The organism is Sphingomonas sp., from assembly GCF_023266535.1.
Lineage (GTDB): Bacteria > Pseudomonadota > Alphaproteobacteria > Sphingomonadales > Sphingomonadaceae > Sphingomicrobium.
In genome coordinates this window covers 1-25,439 of the sequence record NZ_JAHFPY010000041.1, presented here as the reverse complement: position 1 = coordinate 25,439, position 25,439 = coordinate 1, and the positions used below count along the sequence as shown (strand labels likewise).

Annotated in this window: 23 protein-coding genes, 1 other RNA gene and 2 pseudogenes; 11 read left to right on the top strand and 15 right to left on the bottom strand. The window is 64.6% G+C overall.

Annotated elements, in window-relative coordinates:
• The 5 genes from Q0C64_RS08045 to Q0C64_RS08025 all read right to left on the bottom strand — a co-directional run.
• Positions 1-690 (bottom strand): M20/M25/M40 family metallo-hydrolase (locus Q0C64_RS08045; protein WP_294122489.1); only part of this gene is annotated, 690 nt, incomplete at its 3' end.
• A 50-nt stretch (positions 691-740) separates the two neighbouring features.
• Positions 741-2,420 carry an energy-dependent translational throttle protein EttA gene (gene ettA / locus Q0C64_RS08040; protein ID WP_294122487.1) on the bottom strand — a complete coding sequence of 560 codons (1,680 nt, stop codon included), beginning with the start codon at positions 2,418-2,420 and terminating at the stop codon, positions 741-743.
• A 68-nt stretch (positions 2,421-2,488) separates the two neighbouring features.
• Positions 2,489-4,102 carry a long-chain fatty acid--CoA ligase gene (locus tag Q0C64_RS08035; protein ID WP_294122491.1) on the bottom strand — a complete coding sequence of 538 codons (1,614 nt, stop codon included), beginning with the start codon at positions 4,100-4,102 and terminating at the stop codon, positions 2,489-2,491.
• 106 nt (positions 4,103-4,208) lie between these two features.
• Positions 4,209-4,532: a YbaB/EbfC family nucleoid-associated protein gene (locus tag Q0C64_RS08030; RefSeq protein WP_294122485.1), complete on the bottom strand. Its 324-nt coding sequence runs from the start codon at positions 4,530-4,532 to the stop codon at positions 4,209-4,211.
• Entirely contained in the window at positions 4,532-6,169 is a 1,638-nt protein-coding gene (locus Q0C64_RS08025; RefSeq protein WP_294122483.1) for a DNA polymerase III subunit gamma/tau, read from the bottom strand. The genes Q0C64_RS08030 and Q0C64_RS08025 overlap by 1 nt, the downstream gene beginning before the upstream one ends.
• 82 nt (positions 6,170-6,251) lie before the next feature.
• Here Q0C64_RS08025 and ffs point away from each other — a divergent pair.
• An RNA gene (gene ffs / locus Q0C64_RS08020) (signal recognition particle sRNA small type) lies at positions 6,252-6,346 on the top strand.
• A gap of 76 nt (positions 6,347-6,422) precedes the next feature.
• Entirely contained in the window at positions 6,423-7,124 is a 702-nt protein-coding gene (locus Q0C64_RS08015) for an EF-hand domain-containing protein (protein ID WP_294122481.1), read from the top strand.
• Here Q0C64_RS08015 and Q0C64_RS08010 read toward each other — a convergent pair.
• From Q0C64_RS08010 to Q0C64_RS08000, 3 genes are read right to left on the bottom strand one after another with little or no spacing between them, the layout of a single operon-like run.
• On the bottom strand, positions 7,121-7,453 hold the full coding sequence (locus Q0C64_RS08010) for a 2Fe-2S iron-sulfur cluster-binding protein (protein ID WP_294122480.1): 333 nt from the start codon (positions 7,451-7,453) through the stop codon (positions 7,121-7,123). The genes Q0C64_RS08015 and Q0C64_RS08010 overlap by 4 nt on opposite strands.
• Positions 7,450-8,562, bottom strand: a complete 1,113-nt coding sequence (locus Q0C64_RS08005) for a cysteine desulfurase family protein (protein WP_294122478.1) — start codon at positions 8,560-8,562, stop codon at positions 7,450-7,452. Before Q0C64_RS08005 ends, Q0C64_RS08010 begins: the two co-directional genes overlap by 4 nt.
• Positions 8,559-9,620 carry an aminotransferase class V-fold PLP-dependent enzyme gene (locus Q0C64_RS08000; protein WP_294122476.1) on the bottom strand — a complete coding sequence of 354 codons (1,062 nt, stop codon included), beginning with the start codon at positions 9,618-9,620 and terminating at the stop codon, positions 8,559-8,561. Before Q0C64_RS08000 ends, Q0C64_RS08005 begins: the two co-directional genes overlap by 4 nt.
• A 130-nt stretch (positions 9,621-9,750) precedes the next feature.
• On the opposite strand from Q0C64_RS08000, the gene Q0C64_RS07995 reads away from it, so the two are divergent.
• Entirely contained in the window at positions 9,751-10,407 is a 657-nt protein-coding gene (locus Q0C64_RS07995; protein WP_294122475.1) for an alpha/beta hydrolase, read from the top strand.
• Between the two features lie 4 nt (positions 10,408-10,411).
• On the opposite strand, the gene Q0C64_RS07990 is transcribed toward Q0C64_RS07995, so the two are convergent.
• Positions 10,412-10,579 (bottom strand): hypothetical protein, encoded by a 168-nt coding sequence (locus Q0C64_RS07990; RefSeq protein WP_294122473.1) that lies wholly within the window; start codon positions 10,577-10,579, stop codon positions 10,412-10,414.
• A 49-nt stretch (positions 10,580-10,628) separates the two neighbouring features.
• On the opposite strand from Q0C64_RS07990, the gene Q0C64_RS07985 reads away from it, so the two are divergent.
• Positions 10,629-10,883, top strand: a complete 255-nt coding sequence (locus Q0C64_RS07985; RefSeq protein WP_294122472.1) for a hypothetical protein — start codon at positions 10,629-10,631, stop codon at positions 10,881-10,883.
• On the opposite strand, the gene Q0C64_RS07980 is transcribed toward Q0C64_RS07985, so the two are convergent.
• Entirely contained in the window at positions 10,880-11,827 is a 948-nt protein-coding gene (locus Q0C64_RS07980) for a threonine/serine dehydratase (RefSeq protein WP_294122471.1), read from the bottom strand. The genes Q0C64_RS07985 and Q0C64_RS07980 overlap by 4 nt on opposite strands.
• Positions 11,828-12,018: 191 nt before the next feature.
• On the opposite strand from Q0C64_RS07980, the pseudogene Q0C64_RS07975 reads away from it, so the two are divergent.
• The 5 genes and pseudogenes from Q0C64_RS07975 (at position 12,019) to Q0C64_RS07955 (ending at position 16,803) form a co-directional block, all read left to right on the top strand.
• Positions 12,019-13,206: pseudogene (locus Q0C64_RS07975) on the top strand (type III PLP-dependent enzyme).
• Between the two features lie 151 nt (positions 13,207-13,357).
• Positions 13,358-14,443: a deoxyhypusine synthase gene (locus Q0C64_RS07970; RefSeq protein WP_294122470.1), complete on the top strand. Its 1,086-nt coding sequence runs from the start codon at positions 13,358-13,360 to the stop codon at positions 14,441-14,443.
• On the top strand, positions 14,443-15,879 hold the full coding sequence (locus tag Q0C64_RS07965) for an amidohydrolase family protein (RefSeq protein WP_294122468.1): 1,437 nt from the start codon (positions 14,443-14,445) through the stop codon (positions 15,877-15,879). The genes Q0C64_RS07970 and Q0C64_RS07965 overlap by 1 nt, the downstream gene beginning before the upstream one ends.
• A gap of 62 nt (positions 15,880-15,941) precedes the next feature.
• Positions 15,942-16,277, top strand: coding sequence for a hypothetical protein (locus tag Q0C64_RS07960; protein ID WP_294122466.1), 336 nt, complete (start codon positions 15,942-15,944; stop codon positions 16,275-16,277).
• Between the two features lie 79 nt (positions 16,278-16,356).
• A complete protein-coding gene (locus Q0C64_RS07955; protein ID WP_294122464.1) occupies positions 16,357-16,803 on the top strand; it encodes an MAPEG family protein in 447 nt (148 codons plus the stop codon).
• Positions 16,804-16,857: 54 nt separating this feature from the next.
• Here the strand turns inward: Q0C64_RS07955 and Q0C64_RS07950 are convergent, their stop codons facing one another.
• The 5 genes from Q0C64_RS07950 to Q0C64_RS07930 are packed head-to-tail and all read right to left on the bottom strand — an operon-like array spanning position 16,858 to position 23,469.
• Entirely contained in the window at positions 16,858-18,042 is a 1,185-nt protein-coding gene (locus tag Q0C64_RS07950; protein WP_294122462.1) for a class I SAM-dependent RNA methyltransferase, read from the bottom strand.
• Positions 18,039-19,382, bottom strand: a complete 1,344-nt coding sequence (locus Q0C64_RS07945) for an NAD(P)H-hydrate dehydratase (protein WP_294122460.1) — start codon at positions 19,380-19,382, stop codon at positions 18,039-18,041. Before Q0C64_RS07945 ends, Q0C64_RS07950 begins: the two co-directional genes overlap by 4 nt.
• A gap of 10 nt (positions 19,383-19,392) precedes the next feature.
• A complete protein-coding gene (locus Q0C64_RS07940; RefSeq protein WP_294122458.1) occupies positions 19,393-20,199 on the bottom strand; it encodes a 4-(cytidine 5'-diphospho)-2-C-methyl-D-erythritol kinase in 807 nt (268 codons plus the stop codon).
• A complete protein-coding gene (locus tag Q0C64_RS07935) occupies positions 20,199-21,809 on the bottom strand; it encodes a tetratricopeptide repeat protein (RefSeq protein ID WP_294122455.1) in 1,611 nt (536 codons plus the stop codon). The genes Q0C64_RS07940 and Q0C64_RS07935 overlap by 1 nt, the downstream gene beginning before the upstream one ends.
• Before the next feature lie 13 nt (positions 21,810-21,822).
• Entirely contained in the window at positions 21,823-23,469 is a 1,647-nt protein-coding gene (locus tag Q0C64_RS07930) for an electron transfer flavoprotein-ubiquinone oxidoreductase (RefSeq protein ID WP_294122453.1), read from the bottom strand.
• Positions 23,470-23,562: 93 nt separating this feature from the next.
• Here Q0C64_RS07930 and Q0C64_RS07925 point away from each other — a divergent pair, with 93 nt between their 5' ends.
• Together Q0C64_RS07925 and Q0C64_RS07920 are read left to right on the top strand one after the other, a co-directional pair.
• Complete coding sequence (locus tag Q0C64_RS07925; protein WP_294122450.1) at positions 23,563-24,270, top strand: uracil-DNA glycosylase family protein; 708 nt, start codon at positions 23,563-23,565, stop codon at positions 24,268-24,270.
• 41 nt (positions 24,271-24,311) lie between these two features.
• Positions 24,312-25,439, top strand: a pseudogene (locus Q0C64_RS07920) (lytic transglycosylase domain-containing protein); the annotation flags it as partial.

Below are 25,439 nucleotides of genomic sequence, written 5' to 3'. Positions count from 1 at the left end.
GCTTAGTGGAAACGGATAGTGCTGGCTCCCGGCCACATCGCTAAAGTACCCCATGGTTTCGAGTGAAATCATCCCCTCTATAGCCTCACCCGATGCGTCCAACCGGTCGGCGGCGGCCTTGCTGCCCATGGCGTTGCTCTTGAAATAGGGCGGCTCCTCGTTGACGAAGAAGATTAGCCGCAAGCGCTTCGCCAACTTGCCATCATAAGGCTTGAGCGATCTTGCCAGCTCGAGCAGTGCTGCGGTGCCGCTGCCATTATCGTTAGCGCCCGGTGCGTACATGAAGCTGTCGTAGTGGGCGCCAATGATCAGCGTCGGCGCCTTCCGGTCGCGCGGTTCGATGACGACTTCCAAATTGCGCGCGGGCGGCAGTACCTCCTGCGTTCGAACGTCGTACCCCGTCTGACGTAGCTGCTGCTCGATGTAGGCAGCCGAGCGCAGCAGCGCACTTTGGTGACCGAGGTTGTGCGGCTCGCTAGCAATTGCTGTGACATCGGCGCGCAAACGCGCGGCCAGAATCTGGCGCGCGTGCGTCGGCGGTGGAGAGGCGCCGGAATAACTTTGCCCAGGAACCGACGTCATCCAAAGGAATAGCGAGACCGGCAACCCCACGAAGACAAACAGGATCGCAGCCCAAATCTTCAGGCGCGTCCTGGTCGGTAGCTCGTCCGATTGTTCAGCCGCCTGCATCAAACTCTCCCCCGCGCCAATGGAGCGCGAGGATGTGCATGATGCAAGGGCTAGCGGGTCAGTTTCCGGTAGGTCGTCCGGTGCGGCCTCGTGGCTTCCTCGCCGAGGCGGCGGACCTTGTCCTCCTCATAGGCTTCGAAATTGCCCTCGAACCATTCGACGTGACTGTCGCCCTCGAACGCCAATATGTGCGTCGCCAGCCGGTCGAGGAAGAAGCGGTCGTGGCTGATGACCACCGCGCAGCCGGCGAAATTCTCGATCGCCTCTTCCAGCGCGCGCAGCGTTTCGACGTCGAGATCGTTGGTCGGCTCGTCGAGCAGCAGCACGTTGCCGCCGCGCTTCAGCATTTTCGCAATGTTGACGCGGTTGCGCTCGCCGCCTGACAGCTTGCCGACGTTCTTCTGCTGGTCCTGGCCCTTGAAGTTGAAGGCCCCGACATAGGCGCGGGTCGACTGGTCGTGGCCGTTGACCTTCATATAATCGAGCCCGTCCGAAATCTCCTGCCAGACATTATTTTTGTCGTTGAGGTGATCGCGGCTTTGGTCGACATAGCCGAGGTGGACGGTCGGGCCGATGTCGATCTTGCCCGAATCCGGCTGCTCCTGGCCGGTGATCAGGCGGAACAGGGTTGATTTGCCGGCGCCGTTCGGGCCGATCACGCCGACAATGCCGCCCGGCGGCAGGGTGAACGACAAATCGTCGAACAGCAGCTTGTCGCCATAGGCCTTTGAAATGCCCTCGACCTCGATGACCTTGCCGCCGAGCCGCTCAGGCACCTGGATGAGGATTTCGGCCTTGCCCGGGACATGCTTTTCCTGGGCCGCGACCAGCTGGTCGAACTTGGCGATACGCGCTTTCGACTTGGTCTGGCGGGCCTTGGGACCCTGGCGGATCCACTCGAGCTCGTCCTTGATCGCCTTCTGGCGGCCGGATTCCTCGCGATCCTCCTGCTCGAGGCGCTTGGCCTTCTTCTCCAGGTAGGTCGAATAATTGCCCTCGTAGGGGAAATATTTGCCGCGATCGATTTCGAGGATCCAGCTAACGACATTGTCGAGGAAGTAGCGGTCGTGGGTGATCATCAGCACCGCGCCGGCATATTCCTTGAGATGACTCTCGAGCCACTGGACGCTCTCGGCGTCGAGGTGATTGGTTGGCTCGTCGAGCAGCAGGATCGACGGCTTCTGGATCAGCAGGCGGGTCAGCGCAATGCGGCGCTTCTCGCCGCCTGACAAATTCTCGACTGGCCAGTCGGACGGCGGACAGCGCAGGGCCTCCATCGCCACTTCGAGCTGGTTGTCGAGCGTCCAGCCATCGACCGCGTCGATCTTGCCCTGGAGCTCGCCCATTTCCTCCATCAGCGCGTCGAAATCGGTGTCGTCCCTGGGGTCCCCCATCTCCGCCGAAATGGCATTGAAGCGGTCGACCATGTCGGCGACGTCTCGTGCGCCGTCCTTGACGTTTTCGAGGACGTTCTTGGTCGGGTCGAGGTGCGGCTCCTGCGGCAAAAAGCCGACAGTGACATTTTCGCCCGGCCAGGCCTCGCCCTGGAAGTCCTTGTCGATGCCGGCCATGATCTTCATCAGCGTCGACTTGCCGGCGCCGTTGGGGCCGACGATGCCGATCTTGGCGCCGTGATAGAATTGCAGGTTGATGTGGCTGAGCACCGGCTTTTGCGCGCCGGGGAAGGACTTGGTCATGTCCTTCATCACAAATGCATATTGGGCGGCCATGGGGTCGCGATGTCCTTCGAAACGAGCTGGGATTTGATGCGCCAGATAGGGCGCGGAGAGCGCGACGTCTAGTCGCGTCCGGTCATCGCGACGGCGTCGGCGAAGCGGTAATCGCGAAACCGGTCGCGGAGCATCTTCTTGCTAAGCTTGCCCGTGGCGGTGTGGGGCAGTTCCTCGACGAACTCGATCGCGTCGGGCAGCCACCATCGGGCGACGTGCGCGGTGAGATGCTCGCGAATTTGCCCCTCGCAGACGTCGCTGCCGTTCGCCCTGACGCAAACCAGCAGCGGCCGCTCGTCCCACTTGGGATGGGGAATGCCGATCGCTGCCGCTTCGGCCACGCCGGGACAGCCGACCGCGGCATTTTCCAGCTCGATCGAGCTGATCCACTCGCCGCCCGACTTGATCACGTCCTTCGAGCGGTCGGTAATCTGCAGCGTGCCGTCGGGATGGATGGTGGCGACGTCGCCGGTATCGAACCATTGGTCGGCGTCGGTCGCGTCCTCCTCAAATTTGAAATAGCGCTTGATCACCCAGGGGCCGCGCGCCTGCAGCCGGCCCGACGTTTCGCCGTCGCGCGGCAGGACATGACCGTCGTCATCTACCGTTCTCAGCTCGACGTTGAACAGCGACCGCCCCTGCTTGGCGACAAAGTCCATCTGCTCGGCATCGCTCATCTTGTCCCAGTTGGACGGCGGCGCACCGATGGTGCCGATCGGCGACATCTCGGTCATGCCCCAGGCGTGCCCGACCTGCACGCCGCGGTCGCGGAACCATTTGATCATCGCGCGAGGCGCGGCCGAGCCGCCGATGGTGACAATCTTGAGGTCGCCCAGCTCCTCGCCGGTCCGCTCGATATGCTCGATCATGCCGAGCCAGATGGTCGGCACGCCGGCGCTGTGGGTGACCTTCTCGTCGCGGAACAGGTCGCACATCCGGTCGGGGCGATAGTCCGCCGAAAGGATCAGCTTCGATCCGGTCATGGGCGCCGCCCAGGGGATGCCCCAGGCGTTGGCGTGGAACATCGGCACGATCGGCAGCACCACCGAGCGGGCGCTGAGATCGAAACAATCGGGCGCGATCTCGGCCATGGCGTGGAGCAGGCTGGAGCGGTGCTCGTACAGCACGCCCTTGGGATTGCCGGTCGTTCCCGACGTGTAGCAAAGGCCGCACGGGTCGCGCTCGTCGCCGTCGACCCACTGATAGTTGCCGTCAAATGGCTCCAGCCAGTCGATGAAGCCGGTGTCACCATTCGAGCCCGCCGGCGGATCGAAACAGATATATTTCTCGATAGTGGTCCACTTGGGCTTCATCCGCTCGACCACCGGCGCCCACACATGGTCGTAGAGCAGCACCCGGTCCTCGGCATGATTGGCGATATACTCTAGCTGCTCGTCGAACAGCCGGGGGTTGATGGTGTGGAGCACCCCGCCCATGCCGATCGCGCCGTACCAGCTGGTCAGATGGTGGCTGTGGTTCATCGCCAGCGTGGCGACGCGGTCGCCAGGCCGGATGCCAAGAGCTTCGAGCGCCTGGGCCATGCGACGGGCATCATGAGCGACATTGCGCCAATTGGTCCGGGTGGTGGTGCCGTCGGCCCAGGCCGTGACAATCTCACCGTCGGCGTGCTCGCGTTCGGCGTGGTCGACCAGCCGCATGACGCGGAGCGGCCAGTCCTGCATTGCTCCAAGCTTGTGCACGCCTCTTCCCTCGCGCCTAGCCAAGGTTAGCAGCTTTGCCGCCTGCAACGCAGGTGACAAGCGGAAATTATGTAAGTTTTTTACAGCCCTAGAAGGGCAGCTTGAACCCCGGCGGAAGCGACAGGCCGGACGTCATCGCCTGCATCTGCTCGCCGGCGGCGGCATCCGCCTTGCCTCGGGCATCATTGATCGCCGCGGCGACAAGGTCCTCAAGCATCGATTTCTCGGCCGGGACGAGCAGGCTGTCGTCGATCGACACGCCAAGGATCCGGCCCTTGGCGGTGGCCTTGATCCTGACCAGGCCGCCGCCCGCGACGCCCTCGACCTCGACCTTGTCGAGGTTCTCCTGCGCCTGGGCGAGCTGCGCCTGGGCCGCTTCGGCCATTTTCATGATTTCATCGAGGCTGGGCATTAGGCTTCTTTCCGGTCAATCGATTCCAACGTGGCGTCGGGAAATTCATCAAGCAACGCACGGACATTTGGTTCCTCGAGCACAGCGGCGCGCATCTGCTCTTCGGCCATGACTTCCTGCTGCTGGAGCGAGGGCAAGCCGCCTTCGTCCGTCAGGCGGACCTGCCAGCTGCGGCCGGTGGCGGCCTTGGCCGCGGCGGCCAGTTCACGCGGGAAATCCGGGCCAAGCGGCTTTAAGGGCTTTAGCACCAGCTCGCCGGGCTCGAAGCTGACCAGCCCGACATGGTCGCGCAGCTGGACCCCGAGCAATTGCATCCCCTGCTTCTCGACGGCATCGACCAGCGACGGGTAATCGTCGGGGATAGTGGCCTTGGCGGCGGGTGGCGCCGGGGCCGCGGATGGCGCCGATGCGGCGGTTGCGGGCGCAGCGCCTCCGGCCAGCATCGCCGCTAGCGCCGACGGATCGGGCATGTCGGCGGCGTGGATCAGCCGCAGCAGTGCCATCGTCGCCGCCTCATGCGGATCGGGAGCGATGCGAACATCCTCCAGCCCCTTCAAGAGCAATTGCCACAGGCGATGAAGGCTGCCCCAGCTAAGTCGCGCGGCGAGCTCGGCGCTGTGCTCGCGTTCCTCGGCGGACTGCAGCGGGTCGCTCTTGGCCCCGGCCTTGGCACGGGTCACGGCATGCATCGCCTCCATCAGGCCGCGGAGCAGCGAGCCCGGCTCGATCCCCAATGCATGGGCTTCGTCGAGCTGTTCCAAGGTCGCGGCAAGGTCGCCGCCAAGCAATGTCTCGAGCAGGCGCCGGATGCGGCCGCGGTCGGCCTGGCCGAGCATATCGCGGACCTGGTCGGCGGTGACCTTGCCCTCACCGTGCGCGATCGCCTGGTCGAGGATCGACAGGCCGTCGCGCGCCGATCCCTCGGCGGCGCGGGCGATGGCGTGGAGCGCTTCGGGCTCCACCTCGACATTCTCGGCCGCCGCGACCCAGGCGAAATGCTCGGCGAGCTTCTCGGCCGGGATGCGGCGGAGATCGAAGCGCTGGCAGCGCGACAGGACGGTGACCGGGACCTTGCCGACCTCGGTCGTGGCGAACAGGAATTTCACATGCGCCGGCGGTTCCTCGAGCGTCTTTAAAAGCGCGTTGAACGCGCTCTTCGACAGCATATGGACCTCGTCGATGATGTAGATTTTGTAGCGCGCCGAGACGGAGGCGTAACGCACCGCCTCGATAATCTCGCGGACGTCGTCGACCCCGGTGTGGCTGGCGGCGTCCATTTCGATCACGTCGATGTGGCGGCCTTCGGCGATCGCCCGGCAGGGTTCGCATACGCCGCAAGGATCGATGGTCGGGCCGCCCTGCCCGTCCGGGCCGATGCAATTGAGCGCCTTGGCGACCAGTCGCGCGGTCGAGGTCTTGCCGACCCCGCGCACCCCGGTCAGCAGGAAGGCATGGGCGATGCGGCCGCGCTCGATCGCATTGCCGAGCGTCTTCACCATCGCATCCTGGCCGATCAGCTCGGCGAAGGTCTGCGGGCGATACTTGCGGGCGAGAACGCGGTAGTGCGTCTCGTCATTGGGCCGCTCGGGCTGTTCAGGAAGGTCGAGCCCAAGGCCCGGCGATTCGTCGTCGGTCATCAACGTTGGTTTAGAGCGCTCAATCCGGCTTTGCGAGGCGCGAGTATCGCTTGCATCGCACGGCTCATGTCCCCATATGGCCCGCGGAAGTCGGCGGACGGCGCTGTCGCCAACCTGGTCAGATCCGGAAGGAAGCAGCCACAACGATTTCGTGCCGGGTCGTCGGCTTCCACCTCTCCCTGAGCATTCAGCCCTTCATTCGCCGTTCACGCGGCCACAGCGACTAGGGCGTGGCCAAGCCAGAGGCCTATGCATGCTGATTGCCGCCTTGCTCATTGCTGCCGCCGCGCCCGAAGAGCCGCCAATCACCGTCAAGGGATATCCCTGGGCGCCATTTATCAGCCCGATGGGCGAACCGTTTCGCCGCCGCACACCGGACGAATCGCCGATCTCGCGCTGGTTCACGCAGGCCGACCGAAACCGTGATGGCGTGCTGACCGCCGATGAAATGCAGGCCGACGCGGACCGCTTTTTCGCCCGGCTCGACAGCAATCATGACGGCCAGATCGATCCCCAGGAAATCAAGGCCTACGAATGGGAGATTGCGCCGGACGTCCAGGTGAACTCGGACTGGAAGAAACCGAGAGGCGAAGTTGCCGCCAAACTGGAGCCAACGGACGACCACCTCCCCGACGATATCGAGCGGAAACGCCACGATTGGAGTGACGGTTACCGCCCGGACGGCCTGCAGGGCGCTGCCCGCTACGGCCTGCTCAACATGCCGCAACCGGTGGTCAGCGCCGACGCCGATTTCAACCGGCTGGTGACACTGGCCGAATTCCGGGATGCGGCCTCCACCCGCTTCAAGCTGCTCGATGCGCAGGGGCAAGGTAGGATCACGCTGGCGGAGCTAGAGACACGGCTTCCGGTGCGGCCGAAGGGGAAGCATCCCAAGCCGACCAAGAAGGATGAGCCGGACAATCGTATCGGCCAATCCCTGCCCAAGGGCGACTAGCGGTCCAGATTGTAGGCGCCGCCGGGCATTTGCACGGTGAGCGAACCCAGATCCTCGGTCAGGTTGATCTGGCAGGCCAGGCGAGAGGTCGGACGCACCTGCCAGGCAAGGTCGAGCAGATCATCTTCTTCGTCGCTGGCGGGTGGCAGCCGGCCGAAATCCTCCTTGGCAACCACCACATGGCAGGTCGAACAGGCCATCTGCCCTTCGCAGGCGCCTTCCAACGGCTGACCCTCGCGCTGGGCCAGGTCGAGTAAATTGGTGCCGGCCGGAACTTCGACTTCATGGTCGAGCGATCCATCGGCCCTCAGGAACCGCACATTGATCATGCCGGAAGCTGCGCTTGGGCATGAGCGGCCTCGTTGATCCGCCGGCAGGCCGAAGCCAGTTCTTCCTCGCCGGTGTAGCGGCCAAAGCCCAGTCGGATCGAAGAGCGCGCCTGCGCGTCGGTGAGGCCAATGGCGCGGAGCACATGGCTGGGCCGCCCCGAGCCGCTAGCGCAGGCCGAACCCAGCGAAAAGGCGATATTGCGCATGTCCGAGATCAACCGGGCACCATCCAGGCCGTCGCGGCGGAGGTTGAGGTTGCCATGATAACGGTGCGTCGTGCTGCCGTTAACAAACCAGCCTTGCCCAAGCGTTGTCAGCGCAAATTGATATAATTTCTCAACATGCACCGCATCGGCTTCGCGGCGCTCGGCGGCCAAATGCGCGGCCCCTCCCATACCGACACAAAGCGCCGGCGACAGGGTTCCCGACCGCAGCCCCTGCTCCTGCCCGCCGCCGTGCAGCAGCGGCGCGGGTTCGCAGCCCTTGCGCATCCACAACCCGCCAATCCCCTTCGGTCCGTGGATCTTGTGTCCGGACACGGCGATCAGGTCCGGTCCTTCCGGAACTGCCAGCCGGCCGTAGCCCTGGACCGCGTCGCACAGCATCAGGGCGCCAACGGCATGCGCCATGCGCATCAACTCGACGATGGGCTGGATCACGCCGATCTCATTGTTGACCAGCATGACCGCAACCAAGGCGGTCTTATCGTCGATCGCCGCCTCGGCCATGTCGAGGTCCAGTAGACCGTCGCGGCCGACTTGCAGGCGGACGACCTCCACACCCTGGCCTTCAAGCCATTCGGCGGTGTCGAGCACTGCTGCATGTTCGGTCGCGACGGTGACCAGCTTGCGGCGCTTGGCCGTCTCGAACGTGCCCTTCAGCGCCCAGTTGAGCGCTTCAGTGGCTCCAGACGTGAACGCAAAACGGCCGCCGGTAAGGCCGAGCGCGCGCTCGACCTGGCCGCGCGCCACCTCGATCGCCGCCGCGGCCTCGCGGCCCCACTTCGACGGGCTATGCGGATTGGCGAATTTCTCCTCGATCCATGGCCGCATCGCCGCCGCCACTTCGGGCGCGACCGGCGTCGTGGCCTGGTAGTCGAGATAGATCATGCCGCCCGGGCGCGAGAGGCGATGCGCGACCATTCGGCGAGGAAGGCGTCGACCTCGGCTTCGCTGGTGTAGGGGCCGAAGCTGACGCGGAGGAAGCCATTGGCGATGTCCGGCGCGACACCCATCGCCGCCAGCACGGCGCTCTCCTTCATTTTGCCCGACGAGCAAGCGCTTCCGGCGGAAACGGCGATGCCGGCCAGGTCGAACCGGACCAGCAGTGAGGCGCTCGATGCGCCAGGCAGCGCAACCGAACCGATCGTCGGTAGGCGTGGGCTTTGGTCGCCGATCACCACCCCGCCGGCAGCCTTCACACCTTCGTCGAGACGCGAACGAAGGATGGTAAGCCGCTCCATATCATAGGGTTTTGCCGACAGAGCCGCCGCAAACGCCAGCGCGCTCGGCGCATCCTGCGTGCCCCGGCGATAGCCCTTTTCCTGCCCGCCGACCGGCTCCAGCATGCCCAAGTCCTTGACCAGCAGCGCGCCGAAGCCCGGCGTCCCGCCCAGCTTGTGCGCCGACAGGGCGATGAAATCGGCATCGGGCAGCGGATATTTGCTGGCGCTCTGCGCGCAGTCGGCCAGCAGCAGCGAGCCCGCCTCGCGGATCTTGGGTGCCAGCCGGTCGAGCGGCTGGAGGATCCCGGTTTCGTTGTTGACCATCTGGATCGCGACCAGGGCCGGCCCTTCGGCCAGCACGGCATCGAGCGCCGCCTCGTCGATCAGTCCGTCCGGACCGACTGGAATGACCTTCGAGCTGGGCCCCATCGCATGCGGCACAATGGCATGTTCGGTGGCGCCATGGGCGCGCCCGGCAATCCGCGCGCGCTCGGCGACAATTTCGATCGATTCACTGGCGCCGCTGGTGAAAATGACGTCATGACGCCAGCAGAGCACCTCGGCGACGGTCGACCGCGCCTCCTCCAGCGCGGCCCTGGCCTTCCTCCCCTCGGCATGTGGCGAGCTGGGATTGGCCCAGGCGTCATAGCCGCGTTCGAGCGCCTCCCTTGCTTCCTGTAGGACATTGGTCGTGGCGGCGTGATCGAGGAAGATTCGTGTCATCGAGTCATTCATGGGAAAAGTAGAGAATCCTGCCGTTGCCAGAGGTTGCGCCAGCCCTATATAGGGTCCGCCGCCGCGGTGCATCCCTTCCGCGGATTTTCAGTTCTACAGACAGGCGAAGCGAGCACCCATGCCCGAAGTGATTTTTCCCGGACCCGAAGGCCGCCTGGAAGGCCGTTTCAACCCGGGACCTCGTCCGCGCGCACCTGTCGCCATGATCCTGCACAGCCATCCGCAGGCCGGCGGGACGATGAACAACAAGATCGTCCAGCTGCTCTACAAGGATTTCGTCCGCCGCGGCTTCGCCACGCTGCGCTTCAACTTCCGCGGGGTCGGCAAGAGCCAGGGCACATTCGACAACGGCATCGGCGAGCTCAGCGACGCGGCGTCCGCGCTCGACTGGGTTCAGCAGATTCATCCCGAAGCCGAACAGACCTGGGTCGCCGGAGTCAGCTTCGGTGCCTGGATCGGCATGCAATTGCTGATGCGCCGCCCGGAAATCCGCGGCTTCATCTCGATCGCGCCGCCGGCCAATATGTATGATTTCAGCTTCCTCGCCCCCTGCCCGGCCAGCGGCATCATCATCCAGGGCGAAGCCGACGAGGTGGTGACCCCGGGCGCGGTGCAGAAGCTGGTCGACAAGCTTCGCACGCAGAAGCACATCACCATCGCCCACGACACCATTCCGGGCGCCAACCACTTCTTCGCCAACGAGCTCGACCTGCTGATGAAGAGCGTCGATGGCTATCTGGATTATCGCTTGGACCCGAGCTGCCCGATCCGCTGACGCGTCACAGCGTCCAGATCAGCACATTGCCGACGAAGATGATCCCGCAGGCGATCATCAGCAGGCCGCGCTGACGCTCCTCGGGCTTGAGCGCCAGCTTCACCCCAAAGATCAGCAGCAAAATGGCCGCCAGCATGGTGATGGCGAGTAGCGCCGAAGCAAGCGTTCCCAATTACCGACCTTTCACGGCTTTTTAACCCGATCGGGCCATGCTTCCGTCCATGCGCGAAGTCCAGCAGCAACAGGTGCGCCTCGAGGAGGCGTTTGAGCGGATCGAAGAAACGATCCTGCCGTGCATCGCCATGATGCTCGATACGCTGCTCGACGCGTCGGCCAATCTTTCCGAGCTCGATCCGAAAGTGCTCATTGCCGAGCTTCAGACGCTTGCCGCCGAGCTGGAAGAGCTGACCCGGGCGGTTGAGCGCAATTCGCCGGCTCACATCGATCCCGGCGAATATCACGTGGCCAGTGCCTAGGCGACCAGTCGAGAGTGCAACGCGGGGTCGACATTCCCGCCAGAAACGACCGCAACCGTATCAGCCAGGATTTCGGCCTTTCCTGCCAGCAATGCAGCCATTGAGACTGCTGCTCCAGGCTCGACCACCAGACCATGTTCATGCCATGCCCAGCGCACCGCGGCCCTGGTTTCCTCCTCGCTGACCGCAAGGCCGCGCGCGCCGCGCGCCTTCAGGATGCCGAATGTGATCGGCGAGACCTTCAGGGTCTGGATCGCATCGCATAGCGTCGGTGGCGGATTGGGCCCGACCGGCACGATCTCGCCCAGCTCCAGCGAACGCTTCATATCGTCCCATCCCACCGGCTCGACGGGAATGACCTCCGAATCGGGGCAGGCCAGGGCAATGCCTGACGTCAGCCCGCCGCCACCGCAATTGACCAGGATCTTTGCCGGTGACGTGCCGAGCTGCTCCAGGATTTCGAGCCCGACCGTCCCCTGACCGGCAACGATATGCACATCGTCATAGCTGGGAACGATGATCGAGCCCTTTTCGGCGGCGATGCGGGCGGCGATTTCCTCCCGGCTCTCGGTCGCACGGTCGAAGAAGATGATTTCCGCGCCCTGGGCCCGAGTCCCTTCGATTTTGAGCTGTGGCGCATCGGCCGGCATGACGATGATTGCGGGGATGCCGAGGCGCCTGGCGGCGATCGCCACGCCATGGGCATGATTGCCGGAGGAAAAGGCAACCACGCTGCGGCGACGCTCCTCCTCGCTGAGTTGCATCAGCCGGTTCGAAGCGCCCCGCAATTTGAATGAGCCGCCGGTCTGCAGGCATTCGGCCTTGAGCCAGACGCGCTGCCCTCGAATCCGGGCCTCGATTAGTGGCGTTCGTTCAACAGCCGTCGAAATTCGTGCGCGGGCCGCCAGAACATCGTCGCGCGTGACTTGTGGATATTTGTCCAAGTCATTCAACTCCTTGAGCTTTCGGTGAACCGTTTCGCACCGGGGACCAACGCGGGGCAACTCAGTTCTTGGGGGTCCAAAAAATCTTTACATGGGGGTCCCCCGCACATATATCGCGCTTCCGCTGCCCCATGGGACTTCCAACCGCAAGGCAGCTCTTATGTCGAACTACCTGTTGGAGGTCCCTTGAGTTGCACAAGCATCATAGCGCGCTGGGGCTAGCTACCGCCCTTCGACCGGTTTAGCCGGTCACGCTTCTCCGTCCGCATGCCGCAAAGCGTGCCGCCCGCTTCTTTGCCGAGAAGTTTCCGGGCAAGTCGCTCTATGCGGTCAAGGCCAACCCCTCGCCTTCCCTGCTGAAGGTGCTGTGGGATGCGGGCGTCACCCATTACGACGTCGCTTCGCTGGGCGAGGTGCGGCTGGTCGCGGAGACGCTGCCCGACGCGGTCCAATGCTTCATGCATCCGGTCAAGGCCGAGGAAGCGATCGCCGAAGCCTATTTCGACTATGGCGTGAAGACCTTCAGCCTCGACACGCTCGATGAGCTGGAGAAGATCGTCCGCGCCACCAAGGGCGCGACCGACCTCAACCTGCTGGTCCGCCTGCGGGTATCGTCCGACCATTCGAAACTCAGCCTCGCTTCCAAGTTCGGTGCCGAGCCGCATGAAGTGAAGCCGCTGCTGATGGCCGCTCGCCAGGCGTCCGATGCGCTTGGCCTATGCTTCCATGTCGGCAGCCAGGCGATGAGCCCGGCGGCCTACGCCGAAGCGATGCAGCGTGTTCGCGAAGCGATCGTCGAGGCGGCAGTGACGGTCGACATTGTCGATGTCGGCGGCGGCTTTCCCAGCTGGTATCCCGGCATGGAGCCCCCTGCCCTCGAAACCTATTTCGAGGTCATCCACCGCGCATTCGAGGAGCTGCCGATCAGCTACTCGGCCGAACTTTGGTGCGAGCCGGGCCGTGCGCTGTGCGCCGAATATGCCAGCGTACTGGTCCGTGTCGAAAAGCGCCGCGGCAGCGAGCTGTATATCAACGATGGCGCCTATGGCGCGCTGTTCGATGCCGCACACATCGGCTGGCGCTACCCGGTCAAGCTGCTCCGCGAGGAGCAATCGACCGTCAAGAACGCCGCGTTCAGCTTCTACGGGCCGACCTGCGACGATCTCGACCACATGGCGGGACCGTTCATGCTGCCCGCCGATGTCCAGGCCGGCGACTATATCGAGGTCGGGATGCTCGGCGCCTATGGCTGCGCCATGCGCACCGGCTTCAACGGCTTCGGGGTCGAGGATCATGTGATCGTCACCGACGAGCCGATGGCCTCGCTCTACGCCGACGTCGCGGAACGCAAGCGCACCACGAACGTCATCACGCTGTAAGGGCATTCCATTAACGCGTCATCCCCGCGACAGGGACCCCATCAAAGTACTACTTGGATGGGAACCCATGCGGGGATCCCGCTTGTTTATCTACCAGATTCGCGAGTAGCGGGATTCCCGCTTTCGCGGGAATGACGGGATATTTGAGATCATGACCACCGACACGTTGAACAAGGTCCAGGACACCGACACCCTGGCCAACGACACCCGCAAGGCGGAACTGCTGAAGAGCGAAGTCGAGCATATCGACATCACCAGCTTCGACGCGCGCCCGATCGTCGAGGCGATGGGCAAGATGAGCTTCACCAGCCGCGACCTAGCCCGCGCTGCCGGCATCTACAACCAGATGCTGAGCGATCCGGGCTGCTCGGTCTGGCTGGTGATTGCCGGCTCGACCTCGGCCGGCGGCTGCATGGACCTTTATGCCGAGCTGGTGCGCAACAACATGGTCGACGCGATCGTCGCCACCGGCGCCAGCATCGTCGACATGGATTTCTTCGAAGCGCTTGGCCACAAGCATTATCAGGCGCTCGAAATCCCCGACGACGACACGCTGCGCTCGCTCTACATCGACCGCATCTACGACACCTACATCGACGAGGTGGCGTTGCAGGACTGCGATTACACCATCGGCAAGATCGCGGATTCGCTGGAGCCCCGCCCCTATTCCAGCCGCGCCTTCATCCGCGAAATGGGCAAGTGGCTGAGCGAGGGCAACGGCAAGAAGGACAACAGCCTGGTCAAGCTTGCCTATGAGCACGACGTACCGATCTTCTGCCCGGCGTTCACCGACAGCTCGGCCGGGTTCGGCCTGGTCAAGCACCAGGTCGATGCGATGAAGCGCGGTGGCCACTGGATGACGCTCGACAGCATCGCCGACTTCCGCGAGCTGACCGACATCAAGATCACGGCCGGCACGACCGGCCTGCTGATGATCGGCGGCGGCGTGCCGAAGAATTTCGCGCAGGACACCGTCGTCTGCGCCGAAATCCTCGGTCACGACGATGTCGAAGTGCACAAATATGCGGTGCAGATCACCGTCGCCGACGTCCGCGATGGCGCGTGCAGCAGCTCGACGCTCCAGGAAGCGGCCAGCTGGGGCAAGGTTTCGACCGCGCTCGAGCAGATGGTCTATGCCGAAGCAACCTCGGTGCTGCCGCTGCTCGCCAGCGACGCTTACCACCGCGGCCACTGGCGCAGCCGCGAGAAGCGCCGCTTCGCCAAGCTGTTCGATTGATGAAACGCCTGGTCGCCATGATCGCCGCCGCGGTCATGGCGGCGGCGTCTGCCGATGCGGCGGGTCGAACCAAGATCGACGTCCTTATTCGCCACGCCACGGTCATCGATGTGGCGAGCGGCAAGACGCTCCCCGACCGTGCCGTTGCCATCAAGGGTGGCGACATCATCGACGTCGGGCAGGACGCCGCGCTGTTTCGCCGTTATTCGGCTGCATGGCTGGTCGACGCGACCGGTAAATATGTCATGCCGGGCCTGTGGGACATGCATGTCCACTTCGGCGGTGGGCAAGAGCTGATCCAGGAAAATAGAGACCTGCTGCCGATCTATGTCGCCTATGGCGTCACGAGTGTGCGCGACTGCGCGGCCGACATCAGTGACAGCGTGATCCAGTGGCGGAGCGAGGTCACGGCAGGCTCGTTGTTCGGCCCTACCATCTACACCAGCGGACCGAAACTGGAGGGGTACAAGCCGCTGTGGAAGGGCACGATCGAGGTCGACACGCCCGCCGAAGTCGATGCCGCGCTCGACCGGCTGCAGGCGATGAAGGTCGACTTCGTCAAGATCACCGACAACACGCTGAAGCCGGACATTTTCGAATATGCGGTCAAGGCAGCCAAGGTGCGCGGGCTCAAGACCTCGGCGCATACGCCCTATGCCATCACCATCGAGCAAGCGGCCAGGGACGGCCTCGGCTCGGTCGAGCACCTCGATTATCTGATCAAGGCCGGTTCGCCGCAGGAAGCCGCGATCGGCGCCGACTATGTCGCCGGCAAACTCAGCTATGGGCAGGCATCGGACCGCTTCGTCGAGACGTTCGACGCGGCATACGCCAAAGGCGAATATGCGCGGCTGAAAGCGCTGGGCATCTATGTGACGCCGACGCTCACCATGAGCCGGATCCTGGCCTATCTCGACCGCGAGGATCATCGCGGCGACGCGGCGCTGGCCTATATAGGCCCCGGCCTACGCAAGACTTATGAGTGGCGGGTCGAACGGGCGGCCAAGTCCACGCCTGCCCAGGTCGAGGCGCGGCATCGCGAATATGAGCTCAGCGTCAAGGTCCTGCCGATGCTGCGCGACGCCGGCATCCCGATCCTGGCGGGGACCGACGCGGGCTATCTCAACAGCTTCAACTATCCCGGACAAGGGCTGCACGACGAACTGGAACGCTACGTCGAGGCCGGTCTCACTCCGCGCGAGGCGCTGGCCAGCGCGACCATCACCGGGCCCGCCTTCCTCGGCCATTCCGACCGCTATGGCGCCATCGCCAAAGGCAAGGCCGCCGACGTGCTGATCCTCAATGCCAACCCGCTCACCGATATCCGCGCAACGCGCAGCATCGACAGCGTCGTGCTGCACGGAAAATGGATCGACCGCGGCGTGCTCGACCGCACGCTGGCGGAAGCTCGGGCGAAGGCAAGCAAGGCGAATTAGGGGCCACTGGACGACGGCGATCACTTGGCGCAGTCTCCCCGTCTCCAACGAGGGGAAACACGATGCGGATTGCCAGGACGGCGCTCGGATTTGGTCTAGCGCTGGTCGCGGCCCCGGCGCTGGGCGAGAGCTGGGTGACGGTCTATGACGACGATCCGATCTGGGCCGCCGTCGACCAGGACAGCATTCGACGCGGCGATGATGGGCTGGTCTATTTCCGCTCGGACGGACCCGACAAGGCCGACCGCGCAGTCGATTGCCCGCGGCGGCAGGTCTACACGCTGAAACTCTATGTGATGGACGGCATCGACTACCCCGACTGGCGCAGCCAAGGCCGGGGGGTGGTCGAGGGATCGGCCGGAGAGGCCGAGCTTCAGTACGTCTGTACACATGACTGATGCCGCAGGCCGACGGCGAAGGTTGCGCGGAGCAACTAACTGACGCACCTTCCCTTCCTCAACTAGGGGAGGGTTTTTCATGAGCTATAGCCCATTGCTTGCGCCGGTCGTGGCGTTGATCGCCTGGACTCTTGTCATCATGACCTGGATGGCGGCGACGCGATTGCCGGCAATGAGGAAGGCCGGGATCGACGTCAGCAAGCTGGTTGGTGGCCGGGGCGCCAATCTCGAAGGCGTGCTGCCCGACCAGGTGCAGTGGAAATCGCACAATTATACCCACCTGCTCGAACAGCCGACGATCTTCTATGCGATCGTCATCGTACTCGCGCTGATGGGCATGGACCAGCCGATCAATCTCTATCTCGCCTGGGGCTATGTCGTCCTCAGGATGTTGCACAGCCTGATCCAGTGCACGTCGAATATCGTCCGTTTCCGCTTTCCGCTGTTTGCGCTGGCGTCGCTGTGCCTGCTCGGCCTGACGGTGCATGCGGGTGCGCGGATCCTGCACGACTGCCTTGGGTGGTAGAACCCCTCCACCACCTTGCAGGTGGTCCCCCTCCCCCAGAAGTCTGGGGGAGGATTAACGGCTGAAGGCGGCAGCCAGCTCGACATGGGTCGACCAGCGGAACTGGCCGACTGGCCGGACCCAGTCGAGCTTGTAACCGCCTGAGGCCAGGATCTCAGCATCCCGCGCGAATGTCGCCGGATTGCAGCTGACATAGGCAATGCGCGGGACCGATGAAGCGGCCAGTTCGCGGACCTGCTCCTGCGCTCCGGCGCGAGGCGGATCGAGCACCACGGCGTCGAACACGGCCAGTTCCTTGGCGTCATAGGGCCGGCGGTAGAGGTCGCGATGCTCGGCGTTGAGTTGTTTTCCGGCAGCGGCGGCAGCCGACTTGAGGGCAAGGATGGGTTCCCTGCCGGCTTCGGCCGCCGTTATTTGTCCATCCAACGATAGCGCGAAAGTACCGAGGCCGGCGAACAGGTCGGCGATGTGCCTGGCTCCCGCGGTCGCTTCCCTGACTGCCGAGACCAATGCCGCCTCCCCATCTTGGGTAGCCTGGAGAAAAGCCCCACCCGGAAGTGGGACGGGGATGTCGCCGAGCGTGATCGTCGCGGGCCGGGGTTCGTAACGGACTTCCGCCCCATAGCCGTCGTCGATGGCCAGCCGCGCCAGCTGGTTGACCTCGCTGAAGGCGGTCAGCGACTCCACCGCTTCTAGGCCTTCGATCTCGACGCCCTTCAGCATCACGTCCGGCCCTTGATCGGCCAACGCAAGCTGGATCTCCACGGTGCGCTTGGGCGGCAGGATCGTCGCGAGCAACTTGCGGAGCGGTCCCAGCATTTCGAACAGCCGGGGATGGAGGATATGGCACTCCATCATATTGACGATACGATTGCTGCCAGGCTCGTTGAAGCCGATCAGGACCCGCCCGCCGGCTTTCATGGCCCGCAGCGTCGTGCGGCGCCGGGTGCGCGGCGGCGACAAATGCGGCGGACGGATTTCAGCTCCCAGCCCATGCTGGGCCAGCGCTCCCGCTACGCGTGAAATGCAATAATCGGCATAGGCGGCATCGGTCAGATGCTGGAGCTGGCAACCGCCGCAAGTCGGAAAGTGGTGGCAGGGCGGCTGTAGGTGACCGGGTCCGGACTCGATCGTCCCGTCATCAAGCAACATGTCGCCGGGCACTGCAAAGGCGATGTGGCGGCCGCCGGCGGTGACTCCGTCACCCCTCGCGGCAATGCGGACGATGCGCTCGTTCACAAGATTGACGGGATGGCGGCGACGAGATCGTCGGCGATCATCAATGGACCGGCGGCTTCGGCCGCGCAGCCGTGCAGCCAGATCGCTGCGCAGGCGGAGTCGAACCCGTCGAGGCCTCTTGCCCGCATCGCCGCGATCATCCCTGCGAGCACGTCACCAGTGCCAGCACTGGCCAGCCAGGCCGGCGCCGGGGGAGCGAAGGCGAGACGGCCATCCGGCGCCGCGACCAGCGTTTCCGGCCCCTTGTAAACGATCACCGATTGGGAGCGGCGGGCCGCTTCGAGGGCGCGATCGGGCTTCGAGCCCGGCAGATCCCCGAACAATTTGCGAAATTCGCCTTCGTGCGGAGTAAGGATAGTGTCGTGGCCATGGAGGCGCTCGGGCTCGCCGATCAGGCCTATTCCGTCGGCGTCGATCACCTTTGGCGCCCGCGACGTCAGCGCGAGCGTGAGTACCTGCGGGATTTCGCCCAGGCCCGGCCCTACCAGGATGCAGCCGATCCGCTCGTCCTGCAGGTCCGCGCCGCCGGTCTGGACGATCGAGGACGGCAGGCCGGGGATCGGCAGGGAGGTCGACACGCGAACATAGCCGGCGCCGCTCTTCGCTGCTGCGCCTGCCGCAAGCGCGATGGCGCCGGACATTTCGCCGGCAAGGCAGTGGACCAGGCCCCGGCTGTATTTGTGGCCTTGCGGGTCGAGCGGTGGAAGGTCGGGCTTGCCAATCTCGAACCAGTCGCCGGCAGCCGCGATCCCGATGTCAGCCAGCACGACGCGGCCCATTTGCTGCATGGCCGGCATCAACCGGTGCGCCGGCTTCAGCGCACCGAAAGTGACGGTGAGGTCGTAGCTTCCGATTGGCGAAAGCAGCGCACCACTATCGCTGGCGACGCCACTTGGGAGGTCGCAGGCGACCGCTACCAAGGCCTTGTCGACGAGAAGTGAAAGTCGCTGAAAAACAGATTGTTCAAGGCCCCGGCTTAGTCCGGTTCCGAACAAACAGTCGACCACAATCGGGGCTTCGGCTGCGGCAGTGAAAGGATCGACCGGGCCGTCCCACAGGCCCCTCGCCCATTTCGCGGCTTCGGCGCTTGGATCTGCCAGCGCGGCCACCCGCACCGGATAGCCGGCGGCAGTGAGAGAACGGGCGGCGACATAGCCATCGCCACCATTGTTGCCGGGACCGCACAGGATCAGCGTCTCACGCGGGCCGGCGTAGAGGCGCACGGCCTCGGCCAGCGCGGCCCCTGCCCGCTCCATCAACGCCGTTTCGGCGGTGCCGCCCGCAATAGCCGCAGCTTCTGCGACGCGCATTTGCTTGGCGGTGAGGATCGGGCGGGCCATTTGGCCGCCCCTATCGCAGAAAAGTCGCCAAATGCCACCATTCCGAGGGGCAAGCCGATGCAGCGGCGTCGCGCTGCGCCTCGGTATCAAACAAAGCGAAGCAGGTCGCGCCGCTGCCTGACATGCGAACAAAGTTGGCGCCATCCTGCCGGCCCAGCCAGTCGAGGATCTGCCCAATTTCCGGCACTAGTGTCCGCGCCGGTGCTTCAAGGTCGTTGCGCCCCTGGCGCCAGTCCCCCAGCGGGCCGCGGTCCACTCCGTCCCATGCGGAGAATACCTTGGCCGTTGATAGCGGCACGCGAGGATTGACGAGCAATACCGGGGCGCCCGAGATCGGGGGACCTTGGAACAGCTCGAGCCTGTCTCCAGCTTCGGTGCCGCGAGCGGTCATGCTCAGCAGGCAGGCAGGCACGTCTGACCCAAGTCCCGGCGCAACCTCCGTGGCAAAGATGGGGTCAATTCCCCATAGTCTCGTCAACAGCCGCAATGCCGCCGCGGCGTCGGCCGAACCTCCGCCGATCCCGGATGCCACCGGCAGCCTTTTGTCGAGGGTGAACGCCACACCCAGGTCAGTTTGGGCGTGTTCTTGCATCGCAAAATAGGCTGCTCTCACAACATTGTCCGAACCGATGTCCTCGGCAAATTCCCCGCCGGTCTCGCAAACGTAGAGTGAATGCTTGGCCGCCTCTGCGGTCAGGATGTCTCCGTCCGTGCAGAAGGCAAATACGGTCTCCAGCGCATGCCTCCCATCCGGCAGCTTCCCACGGACATGCAATGCCAGGTTGAGCTTGGCGGGCGCCGGCTCAGTTAGGCGCATCAGGGTGCGGCGTTAGCCTGGCTCAGGCCGGCTTCCAGCTTGGCCTCCAACCGGGTCTTGGCCTTGTCCTTGGCGGTGATCAGCGCGGCCTGCCATGAGAAGCGCGCCTCGATCCGGCGGCCCGAGCTGAACAGCGCATCGCCGAGGTGCTCATGGATCTCCGATTGCGACGGATCACCAGCGGCGGCCCTGGTCAGCGTCGTGATCGCCTCCGGCAAGCGGCCGCGCTTGTAGAGCGCCCAGCCGAGCGAATCGGTGATCGACGCATCGTCGGGGCGCAGCGAGCTGGCCTTGCGGATCATCGCCTCGGCCGAGTCGAGGTCCTCGCCGCGCTCCAGCTTGCCGTAACCGAGGAAGTTGAGCAACAGCGGATTGTCCGGCTCCATCTTCATCGCAATTTCCAGATCGGCCTTGGCATCGTTCCAGCGGTCGGCTTGCTCGAGGCTAGCGGCCCGGAACAGGTAAAGTGTCCACAGCGAGTCGCTTTGGCCTCGCTTCGAGCGGGCGATTGCCTCGCTATACGCCGCCGCGGCCTCGGCGTGGCGGTCCATATCGCCCAGCACATTGCCCATCCGCGCATAATCCTGCGGTCCGGCAGTCGGCGAAGCGGCGGCCTCCTTGGCGCGGCGAAGCGCACCAGCCTCGTCGCCCTTGTCGCCAAGCAGGCGGGTCTCGAGATCGAGCGCCTCTCCGGCCAGCAAATCGTCCGCCGGGATGCCGCGCAGCAGCTCCAGGGCGGCATCGGGGCGATCGTCGCCGTCGAGCAGCAATGCGAGAAGGATCTTCGCTTCGCTATGGCCCGGATAGGCATGGCGCGCGACCTGGGTCAGCGCGATCGGCAGCGCCTTGTTGTCGTCGCGGCCAAGGTCGACCGCCAGCGCGACCAGCATCTCGGCATAACCGGCCGCGGGCGTTTCGATCGCCATGCCGAGCGGCCGGCCCGCGGCGATGCGCGCGCGGGCAGCGACCAGCGCCTCGTCATCACCCTGCAGCATGACCAGTGCCTGGTCGGAGCGCTTCAAGCGTACCAGCGAGTCGGCGAAGGCGAGGCGCAACCGGGTGTTGCGTCCGCCGCTTTGCAGCAGCACCTGCTGGGCCAACGGCAGGGCTTCGTCCGGCTTGTCGAGCGCGAATAGCATCGCCGCGCGCTGTTCGGGCGCAATCGGCGCCAGCGGACTATTTGCTGGCAGGTTGACCATTGCCGCCGGGCCTTCGGCCTTTCCCTGCGACGTCAGTTCCCATGCCCTGACCAAAGGCGCGAACAGGTCGACTTCGGTCGAAGTGGCTCCTTTTTCGAGGTCGGTAACCGCGCGCCTGGTCTTGCCGACGCGGAGTGAATCCGCGGCCAGCATCAGGCGAGCATCGATCGGCAACTGGTCCGGTGGAATGTCCTTGGCCAGCGAAACCGCCAACTCGGCCTGGCCGGACTGGATGGCGGTGGCGATTGCCCGGCGGGCGATGGTGCGGTCGGCGGGATCGGCCGCGGCCATGACGGCGAACAGCTTGGCCGAGCGGGTCTCGTCGCCATTCATCTCGGCGGCCCGCGCCTGGACATAGGTTTGCAGTGGAACCACGGCATTGGCGGCGGCGGCCAACGCGAGTGCCGTCATGCCAACCAGGAAATTACATGTTCGGGTAATTGGGGCCTCCACCGCCTTCAGGAGCTACCCAGTTGATGTTCTGGGTCGGGTCCTTGATGTCACAGGTCTTGCAGTGAACACAGTTCTGCGCGTTGATCTGAAGCCGCGGTGAACCGCCGTCGTCGACAATTTCGTAAACCCCCGCCGGGCAGTAACGTTGCTCGGGCGCGTCATAGAGCGGCAGGTTGATCTTGATCGGCACCGACGCATCTTTGAGCGTTAGGTGGATCGGTTGGTCTTCCTCATGGTTCGTGTTGGAAACGAACACCGAACCGAGGCGGTCGAACGTCAGTTTTCCGTCCGGCTTTGGATAGTCGATCGGCTGATAATGCTCCTTGCGGCCGATCTGGCTGTGGTCGGCGTGCAGCTTCAGCGTCCAGGGCGTGCGAATCTTTAAAGAGTTGAGCCACATGTCGAAGCCGGCGAACAGGGTACCGACCGTTCCGCCCCAATGCGACACCGCCGGCTGGGCATTGCGGACAATCTTGAGCTCCTCGGCAATCCAGCTCGAGCGGACCGCCGGCTCATAGGCCTCAAGCACATCGTTCTGGCGGTCGGCTGTGATGGCATCGAATGCAGCCTCGGCGGCCAGCATGGCCGACTTCATCGCCGTGTGGCTGCCCTTGATCCTGGGTACGTTGACGAATCCTGCCGCACACCCGATCAGCGCTCCGCCCGGGAAGGCCAGCTGCGGAATGGCCTGCCAGCCGCCCTCGTTGATCGCCCGCGCCCCGTAAGAGGTACGCTTGCCACCCTCAATCTCGGCGCGGATGGCCGGATGAGTCTTCCAGCGCTGGAATTCCTCGAATGGCGAAAGATAGGGGTTCTTGTAATCGAGCGCGACGACGAACCCGAGCGCGACCTGGCCATTGGCCTGGTGGTACAGAAATCCGCCGCCCCAGGCGTCGTCGAGCGGCCAACCCTGGGTATGGATCACTCGTCCGGGCTGATGTTTCTCGGCAGGAACATCCCATAATTCCTTGATACCGATACCGAAAACCTGCGGGCCGCTGTCCTTGCGCAAGTCGAATATTCGGGTCAGCTCCTTGGTCAGATGACCGCGGGCGCCTTCGGCGATGAAGGTGTAGCGGGCATGAAGCTCCATCCCCGGCTGATAATCGGGCTTGTGCGTGCCATCGCGGGCGACGCCCATGTCGCCGGTGGCGACGCCCTTGACCGAGCCATCCTCGTTGAACAGCACTTCGGATGCCGGAAAACCGGGGAAAATCTCGACTCCCAGCGCCTCCGCCTGCCCGGCCAGCCAGCGCGTCACATTGCCGAGGCTGGCGGTGTATTTGCCGTGATTGTGCATGAACGGCGGCATCAGGAATTGGGGAAGCGCGAATTTCCGGTTCTTCGACAGCACCCAATGGAGATTGTCGGTCACCGGAACCGTCAACGGGCTGTCGAGATCGCGCCAATTGGGCAGCAGTTCATCGATCGCCCTGGGATCGATCACCGCGCCGGACAGGATGTGGGCGCCGACTTCGCTGCCCTTTTCGAGCACGCAGACCGCAATTTCACGCCCTTTTTCCTCCGCGAGCTGCTTCAGGCGGATGGCCGCGGCGAGGCCGGCAACGCCCGCGCCGACGATGACGACGTCATATTCCATCGATTCTCGCTGGCTCATCACATCCCCTTATCGCGCTTCGCCGTCATTCCGGCCCTAAAAAGCCCTGCGATTCCTTGACCGCGCCGTCAACCTTGGACGACAGTCACGAATATGGGTGGGGAACTGCAAGTAATCGACCGCGACGCGGCCGATAGCCTGATCAATTGGTGGCTGGATGCCGGCGTCGACGTCGCTGTCGGCGATCAACCGCGCGACTGGCTCGGCCGCAACAAGCCGGTGAAGGCCGAGCCGGCGATCGTCGCCAATGTTTCGGAGCCCAATCCCGAGACTTTGGCCGCGTTGCGCGACTGGCTGGCGAACAGCGCGCAGCTGCCGTTGGCATCGGCGAGTGCGCGGCGAATTCTTCCGCACGGCCCCGATGAAGCCGCCATCATGCTGCTCAGCGACGCTCCGGCGCTCGAGGATCTGGCCAGTGGGCAACCGATCGGCGGCGATGCCTGGGCGCTGGCCCTGAAGATGCTGGCGGCGATCGGGATCGACGCCGAGCATGCCTACAGCGCATCGCTGTCGTGCATCCATTCCCCGGGAACCCGCATGTCGGAAAAGGACCGGGCCGAATGCGCGGAGATTGCGCGTCGCCACATTTCGCTCGCGAAGCCCAAAAAGCTGCTGCTGCTCGGCGACGGTCCGTGCAAGGCGCTGCTGAGCGAACCGCTGACCCGCGCCCGCGGCCGGGTTCATCGGATCGAAGGGATCCGCACCGTAGCCACCTTTCATCCGCGCTGGCTGTTGCAGCGGCCGTCGGACAAGGCGCTGGCCTGGCGTGACCTGTTGCTGCTGATGAGCGAGAGCGATTGATGCGATTGGCGATCTTCTTGTGTGCAAGCGTCTCGTTCGCGATGCCGGCAGCGGCCCAGGAAACGAGCGATCCACTGGCCCCGCTCGATGTAGGAACGGTCGACCAGGCCGCCCAAAAGCAACAGACGGACGCCAAGCCCAAGCCGCCGACACCTCCGAAGGTCATCCCGAAAGACTGGGCCGGCGTCTTGCTGGCAATCGGCAATAGCGACTGGGAGGGCGCCCGGCTCGGAATCGACGCCCTGCCCGATGATCCGCTGAAATCATACGCCAAGGCCGAGCTCTACACGGCCAAGGGCTCACCCAAGGTCGAGCTGCCGGCACTGTTGGCGCTGTTGGCTGAGGCGCCGGAGCTGCCGCAGGCCGAGCAATTGGCGCGGATGGCGATGACGCGCGGCGCAATCGAGCCGCCGGCCATCATCTGGCCGCGAGCGACCGTTGCGCTCGGCGCCGCGCCGCGCCGCGGCAAGACTCGGCCAATCGAGGGCGAGCCGGCAGCCGATGCCTTGCGGCTAGCGCTCGATCCGTTCGTCAAGGTCGATGACGGCCCCGGCGCTGAGGCGCTGGTCCTGGAGGCTTTGCCTTCGCTGTCTTACGATGCACGCGCCGAGGCAGCGCAGCGTGTCGCCTGGATTTACTATGTCAGCGGCCGCGATGCCGACGCGAAACGCGTGGCCGACGAGGGCCGTCCCGGTGCGACCGGCGACTGGGCCTCGCAAGCGGCCTGGATCTCCGGCCTCGCCTCGTGGCGGATGAACGACTGGAACGCGGCCTATGCATCGTTCCGCGAGGCAGCGACGCTGGCCCGCGAGCCCGAATATAGTGCCGCGGCCTATTATTGGACCGCGCGTGCGGCCCAGGCCAGCCGGCGCCCGAGCGAGGTTGCACCTTTGCTCAAGGCCGCCGCGCGGTCGCAGGAGAGTTTCTACGGCCTGCTGGCGCGCGAGACGCTGGGCATGGACAAGCGCTTGCCGAAATCGGCCGCGCCGCACGACCTCGACCGGGTCGAGGGCATGCCCAACATCCGCCGCGCGATCGAACTGTTGGCGATGGGGCGGCGCGGCCAGGCCGAAGAATTGTTCCGACACCAGGCCAAGATCTGCAATCCGACCGACCACCGCTCGCTGGTGCAAGAGGCCAGGAAGCTGCAGTTGCCCGGAGCGCAATTC